A 19095-nucleotide genomic window follows, 5' to 3' on the forward strand; every position below is an offset into this window, starting at 1 on the left:
ATTTATTATTTTATAAAGTTTGTCCAATCAAAGGTATTATCTTCGGGTAAAGTTGATGTTGTATTATCTTGAGCCTGAGGAGGTGCAGATGGGGAATTTGTTCCTTCTGAATTAGGGTTTTCCTCGATTAATTGTATGGGACTACCTGGGATGAACCACCTCTTATATTTTAAAGGAACTTGCTTAATAGAATTTTTATTATAAAACACATTGGTAATTCTGGCTATCCCAGTGCCTGTAAAGTAGGCATAAAGTTTATTCTCTTCATCTTTGAAGATAAAAACTGCGGGATTGTCAATAACATCTTTAATGTAGTCATCTGCACAGGGATTGTCCTTAACCGATTCAAGAGACATTCGTAATAAAGGAGCCAATTCTTCAGCATCATTTACATAGGCCTCTTCAGGTTTCATTGTCTGATTTGGAAAATTATAATATCCTAACAGACGTATTTTGAAGTTGAAATTTGTATTCATTTTAGATAAACGATGCTTACGTTTCTATCATACATGTTTAATTGTGCTCGAACTATTGCATCATTCTCTATCATGATTGCAATGCCATAGTTTTCAAAAGAGGCAGCTTCGAGTGGAGCTCCCATAGCCAAAGCGTTTTCATCGTAACCATAGCCTCGCAATTCTACGATGTTTCTATCTACATTGACAATTTTCATTCGTTTGGGCGCCATTTGAACATTGTTCTGCCATAATGGATGCATACCATCCATATTGTACATTGTTACAGTGTATCCTTCGGCACCTTCAATATTCTTTTCAATTGTTATTCTACGATGACAATTGTAGTTATGTCCGGAGACATTTTGCCCATTTTGGAAGCGGACATGGTCTGATGAATCGAAAACAATTTTCCCACAAGGAGGATTATTGTCTCCTTTTATTATGCTGGATAAAAAATCTAATTCCATTAGCTAATATTTTTATTTTTGTATTGTTAATAATTGATTATCTTTATAGCATCTTTGGGTATATAAGCGGTTGCGACCAAATAGCCCTCAAATAACTCCACGACAACTCTCTGCTGTCCAGCAATTCTTGCCACCCTGCCATGTATATCCTTAAAATCACCCTCTGTAATCATAACTTCATCCCCTAACTTGTATTTGATATTCTCTGAAGTAACAGGGATGATATGAGGATTATGTATAGAAGTTAAGCGAATAAAATTATCCATAGCTGCATCAGAGATGACAAGAGGTGGATTTTTGGTTGGCGAATTTTCACAATGTGAGGTATGGTCGTAATAGTAACTCAACAAAGCTTTATTCTCTGGAGCCTTGATATTCTTGTCTTGCAAAAATGAGTCAACTTGTTCTGCTGCAGCATGAACAAAGAGAAATGAGGAGAGAAGAGGCTCTGTAATGATTCGTTTCTTGTCATGTTTCTTCACCTCTTTGTATCGTATAGGAACATAACATTCAAATCCTTTAGCTTCTACAAATGCTTTTGCTTTGACAATACGTCCATATGAAACTCGCAGAACGAACCATTGTTTGCTTGCATCAGGCACATTCTCTACCGACACCCCACCTTTGTTCTTGGAGATGGAGGGCGTACAAGAGGTAAGTCCTGCACTTGGACACGATGAGCCTGTGTCGGTAGGCTGCCCATTATACAATGAAGCGTTAGCCGTTAAAGGCTGTTTGGTGTTATCTTCCAATGTTATTGCTCAGAGGTTAGATTAAACCAATAGACTTTCTTTTGCAAGAATTGTCATATTTTGACTACAAAGATAAAGAAACTTACTGAGATGAAAGAAGAAAGCATTGTAAATCTTTGTACTGCAACCGCTTTTTAACATTTGAGAGATAGTTGGTGCGGCATATGCAACCAACCATCTCTCAGTTCTCACACGACTTATCGTGACTGCCCTTGTGACTTCTTTTTTGGTGATGCTCCTAACCCCAACTTCTGTGTTCCGTCCCAATTAGTGAGTTGGTCAGCACAACCATTGGAGCCGCCAAGTGAAACGTATGTATCTGCGTTACACGACATGTGGTCAATGAACGAAAGGAAGTTCTGAATGATGGGTCCTGTATAAACAACCTCATCGGTAGCAAAGTTTTTTGTCCAATGTGCGACACATTCTCTCCGATAGTTGCCACAACCATTCCAATCCATGCTCGCGAGAAATCTTTCAACGGCAAATTTGAATCCTTGTGGAGAACGAAGCGTAATGTTGGATTTTGTGGCAGTAGCCATAATACCATAATAGATTGCTTTGGCTTCTTTCTCCTCGAAATCTATTCTGCTTGATTGTGAAAAGGCTTTGAGCTGTTCATGACCTTCACTAATGAATCGATCAAGTACACTTTCGTATCTGTCTAGTCTTGCCTGTTCCTCACGTTTTGCCTCCGCTTCTTGTTCCTTGCGTTCTTCCACACGTTTAACTGCTTCAATTATTTCAGGCTGTTTTGTCAAGTCGTTCCATTGAAGAACCAAGATTTTGTATTTATCCCATAGAGTATTGTAATCTGTCTTGAGTTTTGTAATGTCCTCGTTTTTTGAGACTAATTGCTTATTGAGACTTTCAATAACGGCATCCTTTTGAGCGGTTACTCGTCTGACTGCGTTCTCGTCAAGTTGCGATATGTGTTGCTTCACTTTTGCATTTTCAGCCTTTAGCGCTTCATTCTCATTCTGCAATGCCTTATTCTCAATAATCAGTTTGTTGAGTTGCTGCATATAGTAAGTGTAAGTTTTGTTGACAGATGCCCGTATACCATTATTCTGCTTGTCACGTTCAGTGTTGATGGCAGCGATAAGAGCCTTGATAGCATCATTGATGTTTATTGTCCGTTCCTCTCGCCAAGTCTTTTGTCCGATAAGTGCAGGAATAGGAATGGCAAGTTCTTTCTTAACGGCATCCATTGCCTCTTGAACAGGTGTCTTGATATTGAGAAGAGGGAAGGTGAGATCTTGCTTGTCAATAGTGGCAAGAACAGCGTATTTTTCCACCTTGTCAAGAGCGACTTTTGCCTGACGTTCCGCTTCAAGTACCACCTTGTTCTTATGCTTGCGTCCCCGTTTCTCTTCCTCTGAAAGTTCATCATAGGAGAAACCTCTTGCCAAGCCATACTTATGACCGACCTTGTTGTAATAGTCGGTATGAAGTTGTGATAAGTACTGTGACTTATCCTTTGCTCGTTCTCCCCACACTTTGGCATAAGAGACCCTTTCAACAACACCCTTTGCAACTTCCGATTTTGTGTAGTTGTCACGTTCTTCTTTTGGAAGTGCTCTCCATTCCTTTGTAGAGAGAACCTTTTCTGGATTATCCTTGTGAATGTACTTGCTTCCGATGCGCCCACGTTTCTTTACTTGTTCTACAGGCACGGTCTGCACATGGGCATGGATGCTTGTCTCGTCACAATGCACATCAAAGCCGATGACATTCTCTTCTCCCCATTTCTCACATGCAAAGCGGTAGGTGTCCAATGCCCAGTCATAGATGCCTTTTTGTAATGTCACATTGCTGTGGTCAGCATTTGGATCTGACGTGTTGAGTTTCTGTTCACCAAAGGCAAGCCTGTTAAGCACATCATGGTCACCACTGAAGATGATGCCGACAGTGCAGTTCGGACTGTTCCTTGAAACTTGGTCGGGACGCTTGGCATCCATATATGGCTTGAAACCAAGTTCATCAAGTCTGTGCTGCAAGCGTTCATGCAACGGCACAGACTGGGAACCAAGAGGCACAATCTTTCCACCCTTGACTATCTCAAAGTTGAGTCTCTTGCGTGAGTAGTTATAATGGTTGTTCTTGTCTATGTCTGCGTTTTTTAGTTGGTAACGCTTCTCATCCCAACCTCTGCGTTCCGCCTCGTTACCCACTTGGGACGAGAACGATTTCTTGTCTGTGCCTACATGGATGGCGGCACGTGGTATGTTTCTTTCCATAAGAATCTTGTTTGAGTTTGTAACGTAGTTCTTGTATAATTGGAGACAGGTCTCGGGCGGAGCCTGAGCATAATAGAAGGACTTTTTAAGTGAACAGCGTCAGCAAGTGAATCTAAAAGTCCCTATTATGTTTAGGACTTTTGTGAAAGTCCGTCACGCAAGCGTGCTCGCAGATCCTTACCTACTCTGCTATGACTCTTCCACCAACACCAACCCAAGACTGTCTATCAGATGTTGGAGTGGCGGATGTTGCTTTATCAGCCTTTGTAGCACCATCTGTGGCGTTTCCGTCATCAATAGGAAGTCGGCAATGTCAAGACCTTTGGTCTTTTGTTCATCGGTGGCATTGTCTTCCAAGATGTTGCTTATGACAACCCTTTTGCAAACAGATTGCAGCAATGGAATTTTTGATTTCCATTTGTCCGTTGCTCCAAGGTCAGGGAACAGAATGATGTCCCGACCTCCCAATACCTTGACAGCGATTTGGTTAAGACAGCCATGCATACCTCCAGTTGCCAGCCAGATGAAATTGGAGATGAAATGGGATGCGATTATGGCAGTTTTTTCACTCTCGACAATAGCGACCGACATTGTGGGATGCTGTGCCAGCAAATGCTCACCAAAGAAACATTGGCACAAGTTGAAATCTGGAAGATGAAGAAAAGCATGCGCCCATCCAACATAAGAACGTGGCTCTTTCACACGATGTCCGTCTTTGGAATTATACAGCATGACCTTGCCAGTCCTCACTTTATCATCCTTGTCAACTTGCCAATAAATGGTTGAGCCTCCCCACTTATAGGATGTTCCGACATGATACATCTTCGTCAGCCTTTCTGTCTCTTGTTCACCAAAGACCTTGGAAAGGTACTGGTATAACGGATTGATTCCGTAATGATGGAAAATATAAAGTCACTTGACCCACTATTATACTCTAAATTGACCCATCAAAAAAATATTAGAATTAAGTAGAGAAAAATGCATTTTAACCCGGGTCAGTTTCAGAATCTGTTTAAATTTATTTATAATTAGTTGTAAATCAGTAGGTTAATTGGAATTTTTTTCGTAACTTTATGATTATCAAGACATTAAAGTTATGCATAAGTACCCAACCAACCTGACTGATAAACAGTGGCAAGTTATAAAAAATATGTTAGACCCCAAAGAAAGATTCAGAAAATATTCACTGCGCTCTGTTTTTGACGGCATCCTGTACATCGTGAAGACCGGCGTGCAGTGGAGAATGCTCCCATCGGATTTCGCTCCGTGGCAGACAGTGTATTACTATTTCAGCAAGTGGAAGAACGAGGGCCTGCTTGAAGAGATCTTCGACACCCTCCGCGGCATTGTCCGCCGTCTTTCGGGCAGGGCGGAGAGTCCCAGCCTTGGGATCATCGACTCAAGGAGTGTCAGGACCTCCCATCATATTGATGGTCAAAGGGGAATAGACGGAAACAAAAAGATAAAGGGCAGGAAGGAGCACATAGTGGTTGACACACTGGGGCTGCCCATGTCAGTGAGAGTCCATCCGGCAAATGTCCATGACAGCGTAGGGGCGGAAGAGGTGTTCGAATCCATGAGATACAAATTCCCGGGGCTGAAACGGATTCTGGCGGACGGAGGTTACAGGGGCGAGACTGTCAGGAACACGGTCAAGAGACTGCTGCATTGCGACCTGGATGTCGTACTCAGGTCCGACAAACGGACGGACAGATTTGTCCCCATGCCAAAAAGATGGATTGTCGAGCGCACTTTCTCATGGCTCGAGAACTTCAGGAGACTGACCATTGACTATGAATACAGGGCCGATACGCACGAAGCCATGATGCATATCGCTGCCATAAAATTATTTTTGAATAAAATTTAAACAGTTTCTCAATTATAATTCTTTATAGCAGATACTACTTCTTTTTAGCATTAATCTTTCTTACAGAATCTCCCGTTAGTTCAATTTTGTGTGCCGTATGTACAATTCTGTCCAGGATTGCATCAGCTAAAGTAGGATCTCCAATTGCATCATACCAGCTTTCAACTGGAAGTTGTGATGTTATTATGATTGATTTTATTCCGTGTCTGTCTTCTATTATTTCCATAAGTATTGACCTTTCCCTGGCATCCAGTCCTATAAGAAAGAGATCGTCTAAAATAAGCAGTGAACACTTTTCAATTTTTTTCATCTCAGATTCTATAGTTCCCTTGTTTTTGGCCATTTTAAGCTGTCCCATAAGCTTTGACGCATTGGAGTATAAAGTTCTGACTCCATTTTTGCATGCTTCATATCCTATTGCTGAAGCTATATAGCTTTTACCTGTTCCGGAGCTTCCTGTGATAAAAATATTCTGTCCGTCTCTTATAAAATCAAGAGAAGCAAGTCTCTCGAGCTGGTTCCGGTCAAGGTTCCGTTTTATTGTATAGTCTATTTTTTCCATATATGCCTTATATCTGAAGTTTGCAGATCTTATCAGTCGCTCAATGCTTACATTGCGTCTGTAATCATACTCGCTTTCAAGAAGCCATTTCAGGAACTCATCGTTTGTCATACCATCAGAGGATGTTGTCCTGCAGTCATTCCTGTATGTTTCAAGCATACCGTAAAAACGTAATTTGGAGAGTAACTCCATTATTCTGTCCATATTTTTTCCGACAGTTCTGTTTGTTTTATTATTACTTGTCATTTTTATCCATATTTTTAGAGTTAAAATAATCCTTACCTCTGAGATTTCTGTGTTTAGGGGTAAGTTCAGGAGCAAGCCCCTCCATTTGTATATGATACTTTTCATCTTCCCTGTTTACCAGAAGGCTTTCAAGTTCGTTGAACCCGAACATGCAGGATTCCATTGCTATCTGGCATGCAAGAACCACTCTGTCGTGTCCGAAACATTCCACAAGACATAATATACCATCAGCTGAACGTATAGCCTGAACAGGATATTTTTTGGCAACAGCCACCAACTTTATATACTCTTCCACTACCGGGTCTATTTCACGTGCCTTGCGGTATATATCATCCATTCTGATTCTGTATTCATGTAGTACTCCGGGAAGTTTATGGGAAGGTTTTTCTGAATAAGTGAAAGGTGTATCATCCCTGCGATGTGTCGTTATGTGTCTGAATTTATGATATATCTCCACTGTGTCCCCATCATACAGTAATTCTACAGCATCGCCTATATACTCTTTAGGAACACTGTAATAGTGATTGTTAAGCGATACATAACTGTTTTTCATGACAGTTGCCGTTTTCCGGTTTTTTGATATAAATCTTGTTGCCGGCAATATATGTAGCCTGTCTTTCTCGACCTCGAGGAAACGCTCCCTACGGCTGTAGCTGCGGTTGTACATCTTTCGGCTGTTCAATGCGTCAGTATGTTTCATTATTTCTATGTTCAAGGCTTCAATATCATTGAATTTCAATCCTGTCATCTTTGAATATACCTCCCTGTAAAGCAGTCTTACAGCATTTTCAACCAAAGCCTTGTCTTTGGGTTTGCGCACTCTTGCCGGAAAGACAACACAACCATAATGGTCTGCAAATGCCGCAAAGTCATCATTTATTACAGGCTCTATTCCACCGGGCCTTGTTACGGCAGATTTGAGGTTGTCGGGAACTATGGCATTTGGTACACCTCCAAAATAATGGAAAGCATTTTCACATGCCTGGATAAGATATTCTTTCTTTTGCGATGGTACAGCCTCGTAATAAGTAATCTGACTGCATGGAAGTATCGCAGCAAAGACTTCTACGGGAACCTTATCACCCGTATTCCTGTCTGAAATATAAAGTTTGTCACCGGCAAAATCCACATACATCTGATCACCAGCTATATGATCTATGCGTCCAACCGGTATTTTTACCTCCCTTTCACGTCTGAGATACAGGCAGAATGAACAATAACTGTAACCTTGGGGACGGTTTCTCAGATACTCCTCATACAAGGACCTTCTTGTTGTTCCACGGGATTTAAGTCGTTTAATGTACTCAGGTATATGTTCTTGAAGATACTTATACTCTGCAGATCCTGTTGATTCGTTGTCAGTCTCCGTACCGAAAAGTTCATGCAGATGATGCTCGTCCATTTTCAACAGGCGTTCCAGCTCTATACCCATATCCTCGTATATTCGGATATACCGTTTTACTGTATTACGTGAAATCAGAAGAGAAGAACTGATACTACGGATACTCATTCCTGACTGGTAGCACCGCAGTATGTGCTTGATTCTTATTTTCATTCTTTAAAATTTTTATTCGGTTAATGATACCGGGTTAAAATGCTTTTTAAAGTACAAAAACAAGACTGAAATGTGGTAATTCTATAGGGTCAATTTTTATTATAATCTAAGTGGGTCAGTTTCGGTTATAAAGGTGGGTCAGGTGATTTTTATAATAGTGGGTCAAGTGACTTTATATTTTCCACATAGGGACAATTCACCATGGAAATGAATATCGCCCAAAGCAGGATGTTGCTTCCAACAAAGATGATTGACTCGACAAACAGACTTTGGTGAAAGTCATTGCCTACATACATCGCCACGACAAGAGAGATGGCGAGAATTGCTGTACCAACAAAAGCGTAGATGGTACAATCTGATGTTGTCTTGTTTTCTGTCATTATCGTATTCGTTTTATTGTTATTCGTTCAAAAACTTCCACAAAGTTAGACGCAGAAGCATGTAAAAACCGCATTTACGTTCTCTGGCACTCTTACTTTTACGCTTTATTAGCGTTCTAATATGATATCATACTCTGAATCATACTTGAAACTGCTCGTTAGTGTCAGTTATAGCTGATTGCTTGTCGCAAAGATAATAGGGAAGAAACGAGAAACTTACTGTTGTTTTTCAATATCAACAGATATAAGGGTGCGTTTGGTGGATTGGTTCTATCTGTAACAGCAAATAGAACCAATAAAAATGGAAAAGGACTGCTGGAACACTTCATTCCAACAGTCCTACACGAATAAGGTTGTGTGAGAGTTATTTCTTCAATGTGATGCAGCCCATCGAAGCACGCTTCTGAGCATCGGAAATCTTGGCATAGACCTCTGTTGTCGTAACATTTTTATGACCGAGGTAACGTTGCACCACCATAATGCTTGTTCCTGCGTCGAGCTGGAGACAGGCGAAGCTGTGCCTGCTGCAGTGGAAAGTTATATGCTTGGTTATCTCTGCATCTTTCAGCCAGTTCTTCAATGGTGCCTGCGTCATGGAGTCTTTGAAATCAGGGAACACCTTGCCTCGTTTATCTGGTGAATAGCCTATCAGTTCCAAGGCTTCCTCACTGATTGGGTTATGCACGATGTCTTTTGTCTTCTGCATTCGTGTGGTGACATACATCACACCATCGCTGCCGTATGGCTGTATCTCCTCCCAAGTGAGTTTCTTGATGTCGCTCTTTCGCAATGCCGTTAGGCAAGAGAACAGGAAGGCTCGCTTCAAGGCAGGAGCAGAGCATGGTGTGGATGCCAAGCGGATAACCTCGTCTTGTGAAAGATGCTCCTTGTCAGTCGGGATTGGCTCGATACGCTCCAAGAAACCATTGGGATTCTCCTTAATCTTGCGGTCACGATAGGCAGTATGGATTGATGCACGGAAAGTTGACCAGTAGTTGGCTGCTGAGTTGATATGCAGCTTTCTGTTCTTATGCAGTCCCTGTGGTGCTGTCAGCAGATACTCACGAAATCTGTTACACAAGTCCACGTTTATCTCCCCGAAGGTACACTTGCCTTGCGTGAAGGTACGAAAGTGCATATAGACGTGCTGCCACTTGGAGTTCTTCTTGTCTGCCAGTCTCTTGAAGTAGGCAAGGAAATCTCCTTTCATCTTCTCCTTATCGAAGAAATCGTAACGCTCGTTGACGATAGCCTCGAAGCGACGGCAGCGTATCGCCTCGGCTCTTGCCGTAAGATTGAGGTTGTACTTCTGTTCCGTCTGGTTCTTCGGCTTGGCATAGATGTAGATGCCAAGCGACTCATGGCGAATGACTTTCATCGTGCTCTCGTCACGATAGCCTGGATAATAGTCAAGATAATAGGACAGCATGTGTCCGTCCTTGATTTTGCGTGTACGCAATGATACGGTCTTGCAGATGTTGCTCATAACTGATATGTGTTATTGATGATTATTCGTGGTGAAGTGTCTCTTCACGGCTGCAAAATAACTGAATGATGCTTCCGTGACTCCAATTATTCATAGTCATTGATGGATAATGCTGAAATCACTTGAAATCACAGCCCTTTTGCTGCCCTTTCTGCCATTGCACTCTCCACATCCGTCTTCAAAAGCAGGTTTTTTACACCCACTTTTACCTTGCTGATATGATGCACTCTTACGATATGGCAGATGTTGGCACTTGTCAGACCATACAACTGCTGTACTTGTTCTGTAGTATAATAGTTGTCATCGCTCATTAAGTCAGTCCTGCGCAGTTCTTCAAGATGCTCCTTTGAGTAATAGGTACGACCGTACTCACGTTTGGTCGGTATCTTATGGCGGTAGGTGTATGCCCTAAGTGCTGACTTGCTCATGCTAAAGGCTTCCTCTACATCATCAGCAGTCACCCATTCCGTGATGCTGTTGATGTCAACGGCAGTACCGAAGAACTCATCAATATGCCGTTTGCTGTAATAGTTCTTGCCAGCGATACGGCACATCGGTATCTGGTTGCGCTTGGCGGAGGTGTAGAGCCAAGACTTCTTGACCTTATAAATGGACATCACTTCCTCGCCCGAATAATAGTCAAGCACCTCATTCTCTTCTTTCCCTTTTGTCGATTTCTGCTTTTGTGTTGGCTTTTCTGTTTTTGCCTTTTTACAGGGCTTGCTCTTGCTGGCAGGAACCACACGCTTGTAGGGATTACCCTCAAACATCTTCTCTATATCAGCCTTTCTTACGAATGCCATTCTGCTGCTCAATCTTGATGCCTTCAACTTTCCGTTAGCCACAAGTTTGTAGATATACTGTCGGGTGCATCCCATCAGAATGGCAGCTTTGGAGAAGGTAAGATACTCCTGATGTTGCAGATCCATGATTGGCTCAATACCGTTAATCAAGTCCTGCTGTCTTTTCTTCCTAAGACGTTTTGCCTCTGCCTGACATTCTTCGGAACAGTATTTCTGCATACCACTCCTTGGCACAAATGTCTTGCCACATAATTCACATTTTCTTGTCGGTCTCATACTCTTTGATGTTGCTATGTTCTACATACTTTGAGTATTCCACCATTGGAGTAAACGGAAGTGAACTATTGACAACCTTTGTCAACCCAGTCCACGATATTACGCTTTTTGCCTATCAGCTTCAAATATGTCATCCATTGTATTCACTCGTAAACCCTTGTCAACTACGTTCACGATATGACAAAATAAAAGCTCCGCAAATTCTCCACGGTAGAAATACGTTGCAAAAATATGTGGAAAATCGGGAACTGCCAAAAAGCACTCAGAAAGTGTTAAAAATCAAATGGTATTGAAAATCAGGGCTTTATGTTTGATTAGTCATAGTAAGTTATAGTTAGTTATAAGGGTCTAAATACAGCCATAAAATGCATAATCTCCTATATTTATAACATTTGATGGTATTTCTATAAATTCTAAAGATGTACAATATGTAAATAGGCCACTACTTATACATTTGATATTTTTGGATAAAAATATATTTTTCAAGGAAAGGCATCCCCAAAAAGCAAGATCACCTATAAAATTAACAGAATCTGGAATTTCTAACGATTTCAATGATTCACATCCGTAAAAGCAGCAATCACCCATAGCCTCAATAGATTTAGGAATATATAATAAATATAGTGAACCACAAAATTGAAATGCACAATCACAAATAATTTTTGCTCTATCCTTTATCTTATATATCTCAATATCCTCTGGTGCTTTCAACAATCTCAAGCCATCACGACTATACTTCACACCATATTCATCAACAATAGCATCAGCCAAATCTTCAACTGTAACCTTTGTAGAAAGTTCTATTTCCGGAATAATCACAGGAATATATTCAGGTTTAGCAATATTAAACAATTTAAAAGAAATATTACCAAGTTCATTCCTTGCATACGCTATATAAAACAAGCCCAATAATTGAGCCAGTTCAGTATCATTAGCAAGTAACTGAATTGCCTTTAGACATTCACTTTCACCAATATTCTGATAATCCTTTGCACTGAAAAGCAGTCTGTCCTCTGAACCAAATTCATTTAGCAACTCAGGCTTCAAAGAAATAGCTTTCAACGACAAAGCAATGGAAGCAATTGAAAAATCATCAATACTGCCATTGAATACATCTTCTGTACGAAGAGAATGACAGTAATCCACACTACCCAATTCACGTGACTTCTGTCCTCGCATTGCAGGTACAAACATACCGTCATAGTCCACCAATACCAACTGACCATCTTCACGGACTATGATATTGTCGGGCTTCAAGTCGCCATGTGCAAACTCCTGACTGAGTAGCCAAGAGCCCATACGGCAGAACTGATAGGCTATCAAAGCAAGTTTGTATTGGTCGTGGATATTATTTCGTATATACCTGTCAAGTGTGAGACCTTCCACCCAGTCCATTAACAACACAGGAAACTCTGTATCATTTCCTTGTGTAGTATCTACAAACAGTTCCTTTTCAAGGTACTTTATGGGAGTGAGGAATGTAGAAGATACATATTCCAACTCTGAAGCTATAAGTTTATAACTATCTTCTCTACCTTCCTGGTCACGAAGAAAACATTTTACGGCATACAACTTTCCTGTTTCCTTATCCTCCATCTTAAAGACTACCGCAAAGTTACCGCTGGACATCACAGGATTACCATCCTCTTCAAGTACGGGACGGAGATTGTTCAGTTTATCAAAATTTCTTTCAGAAAACTTGACAGTTTGAACATATTCTGATATTAATGGATAGTTCATATGGGAATTGTTTAATATTGATTTTTACCTTATTTCTAAACATAGAAATAATTCAATATTCATCTTTATCTCCTAAAGAAAATAATCTATTAAATTCTAAAGAATATTTAGTAGCCAAGTCATTGTCATTTTCAGTTATATTGATGTGTTCAGCATTTCTTAATTCAGCGTTATCAGTCCAATTATAACTTCCACTAATGACTATCTGATTATCAATAACACAAAATTTCTCATGCATTATACCACCTCTATCACTTCTTACCTTTACTGAATTTAAACCAGACAAGTCCATACCATATTTCTTATTAATACCATCATTATTAACTACAACACGAATATCTACTCCTTGCCTTTTCTTTTCTAATAGTTTTTTATATAACGTTTCATTTGTAAACCATGCCACAGCGACAACTATAGAAATTTTAGCTTTATCTAATGCTTGAACTATATCATTCTGAATTTTATTAAAAACAGGTGTATTTCTTATTATAGGATTTTTACATACACGTAAACCTGTTACTCTAAAATGGCCATCCACAGTCTCAACACCATATCCACATTCAGAAATAATATTGTGTATCTCCTCTGCACATTTTTCTTGTAAAGTTGCTTTTGATATAACTTCCTCTATCAAATCGGATAAAGCAACATTCTCATTCATCTTTGCTAACCTATTCTCTGTATAAGTTTTTTTTGATGTGTTTTGTCCCTCTTTTATAATTGGAAGTCCGTTGTTATATGTATCACGAAATCTACCATACTTATTAAATATATCAACAAGTTCCCTTCCCGTAAAATTCGCTCCACATTCATTATGCCCAGTCATATATGGTACCAATTGTTGTATTGCGTAATCATCTAATTTCATAATATAAATCTTTAAATTTCTCTAACAATATTCTTTAAGTAATTTGGTATTATGCTTAATTTATCTTTCTTTGGAATTATAATCTCTTTCAAATCAAAACACCAACCAAATGCTATTTCATCAATATATTCTATAGATTGAGGCAACCGAACTTGTTTAATTCCTTTCCCATAAAAAGAGTTTGCACCTAAAATCTTCATACCTTCTTGGATACAAATATTTTCATCATTACCCAAATAACATATAACTCTTTTTTCTATTATATCATATAATATATTATCTAAAATCTTTAATTTTTTTGAATAAGAAATTAGTTTTAAATCAATTATTCCGGCAAAAGGATTATCTCCAATGCATTTGACAGATTGTGGGATTATAATCTTTTGTATATCCATATCACTAAAAGCCCCACCTTTAATAAATATAACTCCATCAGGAATATTAACAATTGATTGATTTCCAAAATATCGAACCAATGTTCTATTATCTGCAGATAATAAAAATTCATTTTCAATCTTAAAATTTTTAGATTTACATATAATGTTTGAGATACTAGCACAAAAAACATTCGTTCCTATTCTTTTTAAAGTACTAGGTAAATAAAGAGTTTCCAAATACAATGTATCTATTTCATAATACAAATCATTTAAACAGTTATTACATAAGATTTCAGTACCTTCCTTAATTGTTAACTCACTTTCATAATAATCAGAATATGACATGAATTTTTTTCCATCAGAACTATATCCTGTTTCTAAACATTCATTTAATTCAAAATCTACAACATCATCGATATCATATTCTCTCTTAAACTGTTCTAGTTTGTATTCAGCCTCAGAACATCCTAAATATGCAGTTCTAAAATAGTACTCAAAAGATTTTAATATATTCTGGTGAACAAAGATTCCATATTCATAGCAAAATCCTAACATTAATTGTGCATGAATATCGTTTTGATAAAATGTATTATACCACCATTCAACTACTTTTTCATTATTTCTCTCTACATTAATAGCTTTATTGTATTTATTTATTAATTCTAATTGAGTGCTAAAATCACTCCACCAGAAAGAATCAAAATTATTATTTATAAAAACATAAATTTGATTCAGAATTCGTATTAACCAATGTAAATCTTGCGATAAGACGCTATTACAAGATTCAGGCTTTAGGATATTAAATAATTTAGAAGAAACATCGCACAATTCTGTCCTTGCTAAAGCTAAATAAAATAGGCCTAATAGTTGATATAGTTCCATATTATTAGTAAAAGATTGTATTGCCTTAATACATTCACTATTACCAAGATCTTGATAATCCATTGCTCTGAAAAGCAATCTGTCCTCTGCCCCAAAATCATTCAGGAGTTCAGGCTTTAGAGAAATAGCTTTCAAAGATAAAGCAATAGAAGCAATAGAGAAATCATCAATACTGCCATTGAATACATCTTCAGTACGGAGAGGATGACAATAATCCACACTACCCAATTCACGCGATTTCTGTCCTCGCATTGCAGGAACAAACATTCCGTCATAATCCACCAGCACCAACTGACCATCTTCACGAACTATGATATTGTCAGGCTTTAAGTCACCGTGTGCAAACTCCTGACTGAGCAACCAAGAACCCATCCGGCAGAACTGATAGGTAATCAAAGCAAGTTTATATGGGTCGTGGATATTCTTTCGGATATACTTGTCGAGTGTGAGACCCTCCACCCAGTCCATCAACAATACAGGATACTCAGTATCATTCCCTTGTGTAGTATCTACAAAAAGTTCCTTTTCAAGATATTGTATAGGAGTTAAGTATGTAGATGATACATATTCTAACTCTGAAGCTATAAGTCTGTAACTTTCATCTCTGCCTTCCTGTTCACGAAGAAAGCATTTTACGGCATACAGCTTCCTACTTTGCCTATCTTCCATCTTAAAAACTACGGCAAAGTTACCACTGGACATAATCGGATTACTGTCCGCATCAAGAACAGGGCGAAGATTACTCAATTTATCAAAGTTTTCTTCAGAGAACTTTATAGATTGTACGTATTCTGATATTAATGGGTAGTTCATATCCTATAATATTTTTATACTAAATCATTATTATTCTACTTTATAAGTTGTTGTAACTTACACAAAAATAGCTAATTATTAAAAAAGCAGCAACAAATTGCAGTAAGAAACGTGCTACTGTAACTTTTTTAGTCTAAATAACTATAAAATCCAGATTTCATATATCTGAGTATTCAGGTTTATCCAACTAGAATCACAATTGTGTTGTGCATTTCTTTTCTAAAAACCTTGGTTTATACATTTATCACAAAATCAATCAGTATTTGAAATGATACAGACTCCGATTATAGTGACATTTGCCAATCAGAAGGGAGGTGTAGGAAAGACTACCCTTTGCGTAACCTTTGCCAACTATTTGGTGACGAAGGGTGCAAGGGTTGTAGTAATTGACTGCGACTTCCAGCACTCCATCATGAAATGTCGTAAGGCAGACATCAGAAAATACGGTGAACAGGATATGCCATACGAGGTATGGGCATATGAAGCCAACGACAAGGCAATGATGACTTCCCTTATGGAGAAGCTTCACAATGATCCAGAAATTGACGTTGTACTTATGGATTCTCCAGGCAGTCTGAAAGCGGAAGGACTGATACCCATGTTTGTCAACTCGGATATCATTATTGTCCCATTTCACTATGACCTGGTAACCGTACCGTCCACGGCCAGTTTCCTTATGTTTGTTGACCGGCTGAAAAAGGCTGTCGGTGAAAGGATGAAAGCCAGACTCTTCATCATTCCCAATCTGAATGACGGAAGAATCGGCAAGCGTTCCGAACTGCTTATCTGGGACAATGCAAGGGATACCTTCTCCAACTATGGTTATGTTACAGCAAAGATTCCCAAACGTGCGGATATGGAACGTTTCAGTACCATGGCAGCACTGGATATGCAGGCCGCTATCGTTACACCAGTCTTTGACAAGGTCTATCAGAGTATCTTCGATACACTTCAACCGATAAGGGAAAAAGAACTCAAAGGCATACAGCTGACGGAAAATCTGAATCCCAAACCTAAGAAGAAAAAGAAGGCACAGCCGTGTGATGAAGCTTTACAGGACATTACCGGCCAATCTGAAACCAGTCCTTCAGAGAATGGTACAAGTAATCAGAACAAAGAATCAGAATAATCAGTAAACTTCAATAACCATAGCACTATGAGTAAGGATATACCGGAAATAGATGACCTGACAAGAGGCATCAATGATTCAGAACTTATATTGACGCAAGATTCCGTAGAAACTCAGATTGAACAAAAGGAAAATAATAATGAAGCACATGAAAAGGATACTGCTGTTTCCCTTTCGGATACAGGATGCTGGGATGACTTCATGGAATACCTGCAATCGGACGGTTCGGGAACGGACAAAACAGAAAGACTTGTCTGCAAACTCGACCGTGACCTTGCGGATTCACTTGATGACTGCGATATACATGGCAGATGCCGCTCTGACCTGGTGAATGCCATCGTAAGGGCATTCTTCAAGTCCTACCTGCCACGTCTGGCAGAATACAGAAGGGAAAAGAAATCTTTGTTTAACAGCTATAATTTGTAGGTTATGAAAAAGACAGACTGGACTGACAGGATGCTTGCCGCTCTTGTCGAACTGTATCCGGTAGAGACCACGGCCTATACAGCTGCCGTTCTTAATCTGAGCGAATCGACCGTCAAGCTGAAAGCCCGTGAACTTGGACTTGTAAAAATGGCCAAATCCAAATGGATGGAGCGTGCAGACTATATAAGAAACCATTTCCAGGAGTGTTCCTTCTCTGAGATAGGGAAAGCTCTCGGCATTACCCGGATGAGTGTCGGACGCATAGCCGCTGCACTCGGACTGAAACGCAGCAGTGAAGAAAAACACCAGATTTCCTCACGTATCCGTACCCAGATGGTAAAGAGGGAAAGACGGCGTATCGTCTTCGGACTGGAACCCATAACCGGTATCCGTGTCATTTCAAACAGGGCAAAGGTAAGGGTACGCTCAAACATGAAGTCAAACGGATACATCATCAGTGAGGAACACAACGTGATTTATTATACCGGCAGTACGGAACGCAGGGAACGTCTGGAAAGCCGGGGCATCAAACTGGGACTGCATATCCTTCCGCTTCCGAAGGAGAGTTCCGCTCTTTCTTCCAACATTATATTACAACAGCCATGCAGTACGGACAGATAGTATTCCTTCTCTTCGTAGCAATGGTATTCTATTATGCGGCAATGATTTTCATGGACTTCCAGAGGGCAAAGGCCGCACAGAATGCCGAGCAGGACAGCCAAAAAGAAGAGGACATTGACATATCGGAAGAAGCACGAAGCTTCAGGCCGATAAGAATAAACCGGGATGAACCTGAATCCAAAGAAGAGAATCAGGAAGAGAATAATACAGGGAATCCCGAACCTGAGAATGAAAATACTGATTCTGACGGTACAGAGAAATCTGCATCCAAATCAGAATCTTCCAGACACGTTTACCGGGAGGCCATCATGACTGACGGCATTCTGGTTGAGAATATCATTCAGGAAATAAACCGGTTGGCAGAGACCGGTACCAGTGACCTCGGTGCCGTTATCTTCAGCTGTGAGAACGCCTGACATATATACCGTTCCTTTAGTGACATCTGTTTCTTTGGCGATGAAATCATTTAATATTATTCAGAAATGCAGATAATAAAGAAAAGTGCCCGGAATCTTACGGAGCGTTTCATCGGTTCAAGTTTTGGACAGAAGTGTGTGGTGGCGGCCATTGCACTCGTTATTTCCACATCAAACGTAATGGCAGGAAGCAAGGGTGCAGCAGGTTTTACCAAGGCCACTCAGGAAGTCAGTTCCTACCAGACTCCGGTATCGAACCTTATGAAGGCCATTGCTGCCGTTATCGTTCTGGTCGGTGCCTTCAATGTCTATTTCAAGATGCAGAACGGAGACCAGGACGTGAAGAAGACCATTATGCTTACCATAGGAGGCTGTATCGCATTCATCGCACTCTCGGAAGCTCTTCCGCTGTTCTTCCAGTAATCCTTACCCGGCATGACAATGAATCAGGAAGGATACCCTGTGTTCAAGGGATTGCAGAAGCCGCTGGAGTTTATGGGCATACGCGGCCGTTTCCTTACTCTGGCAGCAGCAGCCATAGGCGTATCATTCGTAGGCTTCATCGGTTTCTCAATCGCCTTGGGAAAGATTGCAGGATTCATAGCCATGATGGTCATGGCACTGGTGGGACTGATAACAATCTACATCAAACAGCGTGGTGGACTCCACAACAAGAAGAGGTCAAGAGGTATCTATATCTACAGAAGCCTTAGAAAATAACAGTAAATCAC

The 19095-nt window shown here is 40.0% G+C and carries 19 protein-coding genes and 1 pseudogene; 7 read left to right on the forward strand and 13 right to left on the reverse strand.

Going from position 1 to position 19095, the window contains the following annotated elements:
• Positions 1-5 precede the first annotated feature (5 nt).
• The 5 genes and pseudogenes from ACYIAR_RS00355 to ACYIAR_RS00375 all read right to left on the reverse strand — a co-directional run.
• Positions 6-413, reverse strand: coding sequence for a hypothetical protein (locus ACYIAR_RS00355; protein ID WP_480331369.1), 408 nt, complete (start codon positions 411-413; stop codon positions 6-8).
• A gap of 59 nt (positions 414-472) precedes the next feature.
• Positions 473-925: a hypothetical protein gene (locus tag ACYIAR_RS00360; RefSeq protein WP_480331371.1), complete on the reverse strand. Its 453-nt coding sequence runs from the start codon at positions 923-925 to the stop codon at positions 473-475.
• Between the two features lie 26 nt (positions 926-951).
• Positions 952-1677 carry a UpxY family transcription antiterminator gene (locus tag ACYIAR_RS00365; RefSeq protein ID WP_480331373.1) on the reverse strand — a complete coding sequence of 242 codons (726 nt, stop codon included), beginning with the start codon at positions 1675-1677 and terminating at the stop codon, positions 952-954.
• 197 nt (positions 1678-1874) lie between these two features.
• Entirely contained in the window at positions 1875-3917 is a 2043-nt protein-coding gene (gene mobV, locus ACYIAR_RS00370; protein ID WP_480331374.1) for a MobV family relaxase, read from the reverse strand.
• 189 nt (positions 3918-4106) lie between these two features.
• Positions 4107-4814: pseudogene (locus ACYIAR_RS00375) on the reverse strand (DUF6371 domain-containing protein); the annotation flags it as partial.
• 199 nt (positions 4815-5013) lie between these two features.
• On the opposite strand from ACYIAR_RS00375, the gene ACYIAR_RS00380 reads away from it, so the two are divergent.
• Positions 5014-5784 carry an IS5 family transposase gene (locus ACYIAR_RS00380; protein ID WP_270592782.1) on the forward strand — a complete coding sequence of 257 codons (771 nt, stop codon included), beginning with the start codon at positions 5014-5016 and terminating at the stop codon, positions 5782-5784.
• 34 nt (positions 5785-5818) lie between these two features.
• Here the strand turns inward: ACYIAR_RS00380 and istB are convergent, their stop codons facing one another.
• From istB to ACYIAR_RS00420, 8 genes are all read right to left on the reverse strand, one after another.
• Entirely contained in the window at positions 5819-6592 is a 774-nt protein-coding gene (gene istB / locus ACYIAR_RS00385) for an IS21-like element helper ATPase IstB (RefSeq protein ID WP_480331376.1), read from the reverse strand.
• The gene (istA, locus tag ACYIAR_RS00390; protein ID WP_480331378.1) at positions 6582-8147 is read right to left on the reverse strand and encodes an IS21 family transposase; all 1566 of its coding nucleotides are present in this window, start codon (positions 8145-8147) and stop codon (positions 6582-6584) included. The genes istB and istA overlap by 11 nt, the downstream gene beginning before the upstream one ends.
• Positions 8148-8296: 149 nt before the next feature.
• Complete coding sequence (locus tag ACYIAR_RS00395; protein WP_480331380.1) at positions 8297-8527, reverse strand: hypothetical protein; 231 nt, start codon at positions 8525-8527, stop codon at positions 8297-8299.
• 364 nt (positions 8528-8891) lie between these two features.
• Positions 8892-10013 carry a site-specific integrase gene (locus ACYIAR_RS00400; protein ID WP_480331382.1) on the reverse strand — a complete coding sequence of 374 codons (1122 nt, stop codon included), beginning with the start codon at positions 10011-10013 and terminating at the stop codon, positions 8892-8894.
• A gap of 128 nt (positions 10014-10141) precedes the next feature.
• The gene (locus tag ACYIAR_RS00405) at positions 10142-11092 is read right to left on the reverse strand and encodes a MerR family transcriptional regulator (protein WP_151923603.1); all 951 of its coding nucleotides are present in this window, start codon (positions 11090-11092) and stop codon (positions 10142-10144) included.
• Positions 11093-11440: 348 nt separating this feature from the next.
• On the reverse strand, positions 11441-12832 hold the full coding sequence (locus tag ACYIAR_RS00410; RefSeq protein WP_480331384.1) for a leucine-rich repeat protein: 1392 nt from the start codon (positions 12830-12832) through the stop codon (positions 11441-11443).
• Positions 12833-12884: 52 nt separating this feature from the next.
• Positions 12885-13700: a phospholipase D-like domain-containing protein gene (locus tag ACYIAR_RS00415; protein WP_480331386.1), complete on the reverse strand. Its 816-nt coding sequence runs from the start codon at positions 13698-13700 to the stop codon at positions 12885-12887.
• 11 nt (positions 13701-13711) lie between these two features.
• On the reverse strand, positions 13712-15772 hold the full coding sequence (locus ACYIAR_RS00420; protein WP_480331388.1) for a leucine-rich repeat protein: 2061 nt from the start codon (positions 15770-15772) through the stop codon (positions 13712-13714).
• A gap of 268 nt (positions 15773-16040) precedes the next feature.
• On the opposite strand from ACYIAR_RS00420, the gene ACYIAR_RS00425 reads away from it, so the two are divergent.
• The 6 genes from ACYIAR_RS00425 (at position 16041) to ACYIAR_RS00450 (ending at position 19084) form a co-directional block, all read left to right on the forward strand.
• Entirely contained in the window at positions 16041-16901 is an 861-nt protein-coding gene (locus ACYIAR_RS00425; RefSeq protein WP_480331390.1) for a ParA family protein, read from the forward strand.
• A 27-nt stretch (positions 16902-16928) separates the two neighbouring features.
• Entirely contained in the window at positions 16929-17327 is a 399-nt protein-coding gene (locus ACYIAR_RS00430) for a hypothetical protein (RefSeq protein WP_480331392.1), read from the forward strand.
• A gap of 3 nt (positions 17328-17330) precedes the next feature.
• A complete protein-coding gene (locus tag ACYIAR_RS00435) occupies positions 17331-17948 on the forward strand; it encodes a MarR family transcriptional regulator (protein ID WP_480331394.1) in 618 nt (205 codons plus the stop codon).
• Complete coding sequence (locus ACYIAR_RS00440) at positions 17930-18364, forward strand: hypothetical protein (RefSeq protein ID WP_480331396.1); 435 nt, start codon at positions 17930-17932, stop codon at positions 18362-18364. The genes ACYIAR_RS00435 and ACYIAR_RS00440 overlap by 19 nt, the downstream gene beginning before the upstream one ends.
• A gap of 66 nt (positions 18365-18430) precedes the next feature.
• A complete protein-coding gene (locus ACYIAR_RS00445) occupies positions 18431-18787 on the forward strand; it encodes a DUF4134 domain-containing protein (RefSeq protein WP_057249733.1) in 357 nt (118 codons plus the stop codon).
• Between the two features lie 12 nt (positions 18788-18799).
• Positions 18800-19084 carry a DUF4133 domain-containing protein gene (locus tag ACYIAR_RS00450; RefSeq protein ID WP_480331399.1) on the forward strand — a complete coding sequence of 95 codons (285 nt, stop codon included), beginning with the start codon at positions 18800-18802 and terminating at the stop codon, positions 19082-19084.
• Positions 19085-19095: the final 11 nt, after the last annotated feature.

This window comes from Parabacteroides sp. KHUB-01, assembly GCF_056640935.1.

Bases quoted from the DNA above. Each gene is read 5' to 3' on its own strand.
- ACYIAR_RS00435 (WP_480331394.1), top strand. From the start codon at position 17,331: ATGAAAAAGACAGACTGGACTGACAGGATGCTTGCCGCTCTTGTCGAA.
- ACYIAR_RS00360 (WP_480331371.1), bottom strand. From the start codon at position 925: ATGGAATTAGATTTTTTATCCAGCATAATAAAAGGAGACAATAATCCT.
- ACYIAR_RS00430 (WP_480331392.1), top strand. From the start codon at position 16,929: ATGAGTAAGGATATACCGGAAATAGATGACCTGACAAGAGGCATCAAT.
- ACYIAR_RS00415 (WP_480331386.1), bottom strand. From the start codon at position 13,700: ATGAAATTAGATGATTACGCAATACAACAATTGGTACCATATATGACT.
- mobV (WP_480331374.1), bottom strand. From the start codon at position 3,917: ATGGAAAGAAACATACCACGTGCCGCCATCCATGTAGGCACAGACAAG.
- ACYIAR_RS00445 (WP_057249733.1), top strand. From the start codon at position 18,431: ATGCAGATAATAAAGAAAAGTGCCCGGAATCTTACGGAGCGTTTCATC.
- istB (WP_480331376.1), bottom strand. From the start codon at position 6,592: ATGACAAGTAATAATAAAACAAACAGAACTGTCGGAAAAAATATGGAC.
- ACYIAR_RS00450 (WP_480331399.1), top strand. From the start codon at position 18,800: ATGACAATGAATCAGGAAGGATACCCTGTGTTCAAGGGATTGCAGAAG.
- ACYIAR_RS00395 (WP_480331380.1), bottom strand. From the start codon at position 8,527: ATGACAGAAAACAAGACAACATCAGATTGTACCATCTACGCTTTTGTT.
- ACYIAR_RS00355 (WP_480331369.1), bottom strand. From the start codon at position 413: ATGAAACCTGAAGAGGCCTATGTAAATGATGCTGAAGAATTGGCTCCT.
- ACYIAR_RS00400 (WP_480331382.1), bottom strand. From the start codon at position 10,013: ATGAGCAACATCTGCAAGACCGTATCATTGCGTACACGCAAAATCAAG.
- ACYIAR_RS00380 (WP_270592782.1), top strand. From the start codon at position 5,014: ATGCATAAGTACCCAACCAACCTGACTGATAAACAGTGGCAAGTTATA.
- ACYIAR_RS00410 (WP_480331384.1), bottom strand. From the start codon at position 12,832: ATGAACTATCCATTAATATCAGAATATGTTCAAACTGTCAAGTTTTCT.
- ACYIAR_RS00405 (WP_151923603.1), bottom strand. From the start codon at position 11,092: ATGAGACCGACAAGAAAATGTGAATTATGTGGCAAGACATTTGTGCCA.
- ACYIAR_RS00420 (WP_480331388.1), bottom strand. From the start codon at position 15,772: ATGAACTACCCATTAATATCAGAATACGTACAATCTATAAAGTTCTCT.
- ACYIAR_RS00425 (WP_480331390.1), top strand. From the start codon at position 16,041: ATGATACAGACTCCGATTATAGTGACATTTGCCAATCAGAAGGGAGGT.
- ACYIAR_RS00440 (WP_480331396.1), top strand. From the start codon at position 17,930: ATGCAGTACGGACAGATAGTATTCCTTCTCTTCGTAGCAATGGTATTC.
- istA (WP_480331378.1), bottom strand. From the start codon at position 8,147: ATGAAAATAAGAATCAAGCACATACTGCGGTGCTACCAGTCAGGAATG.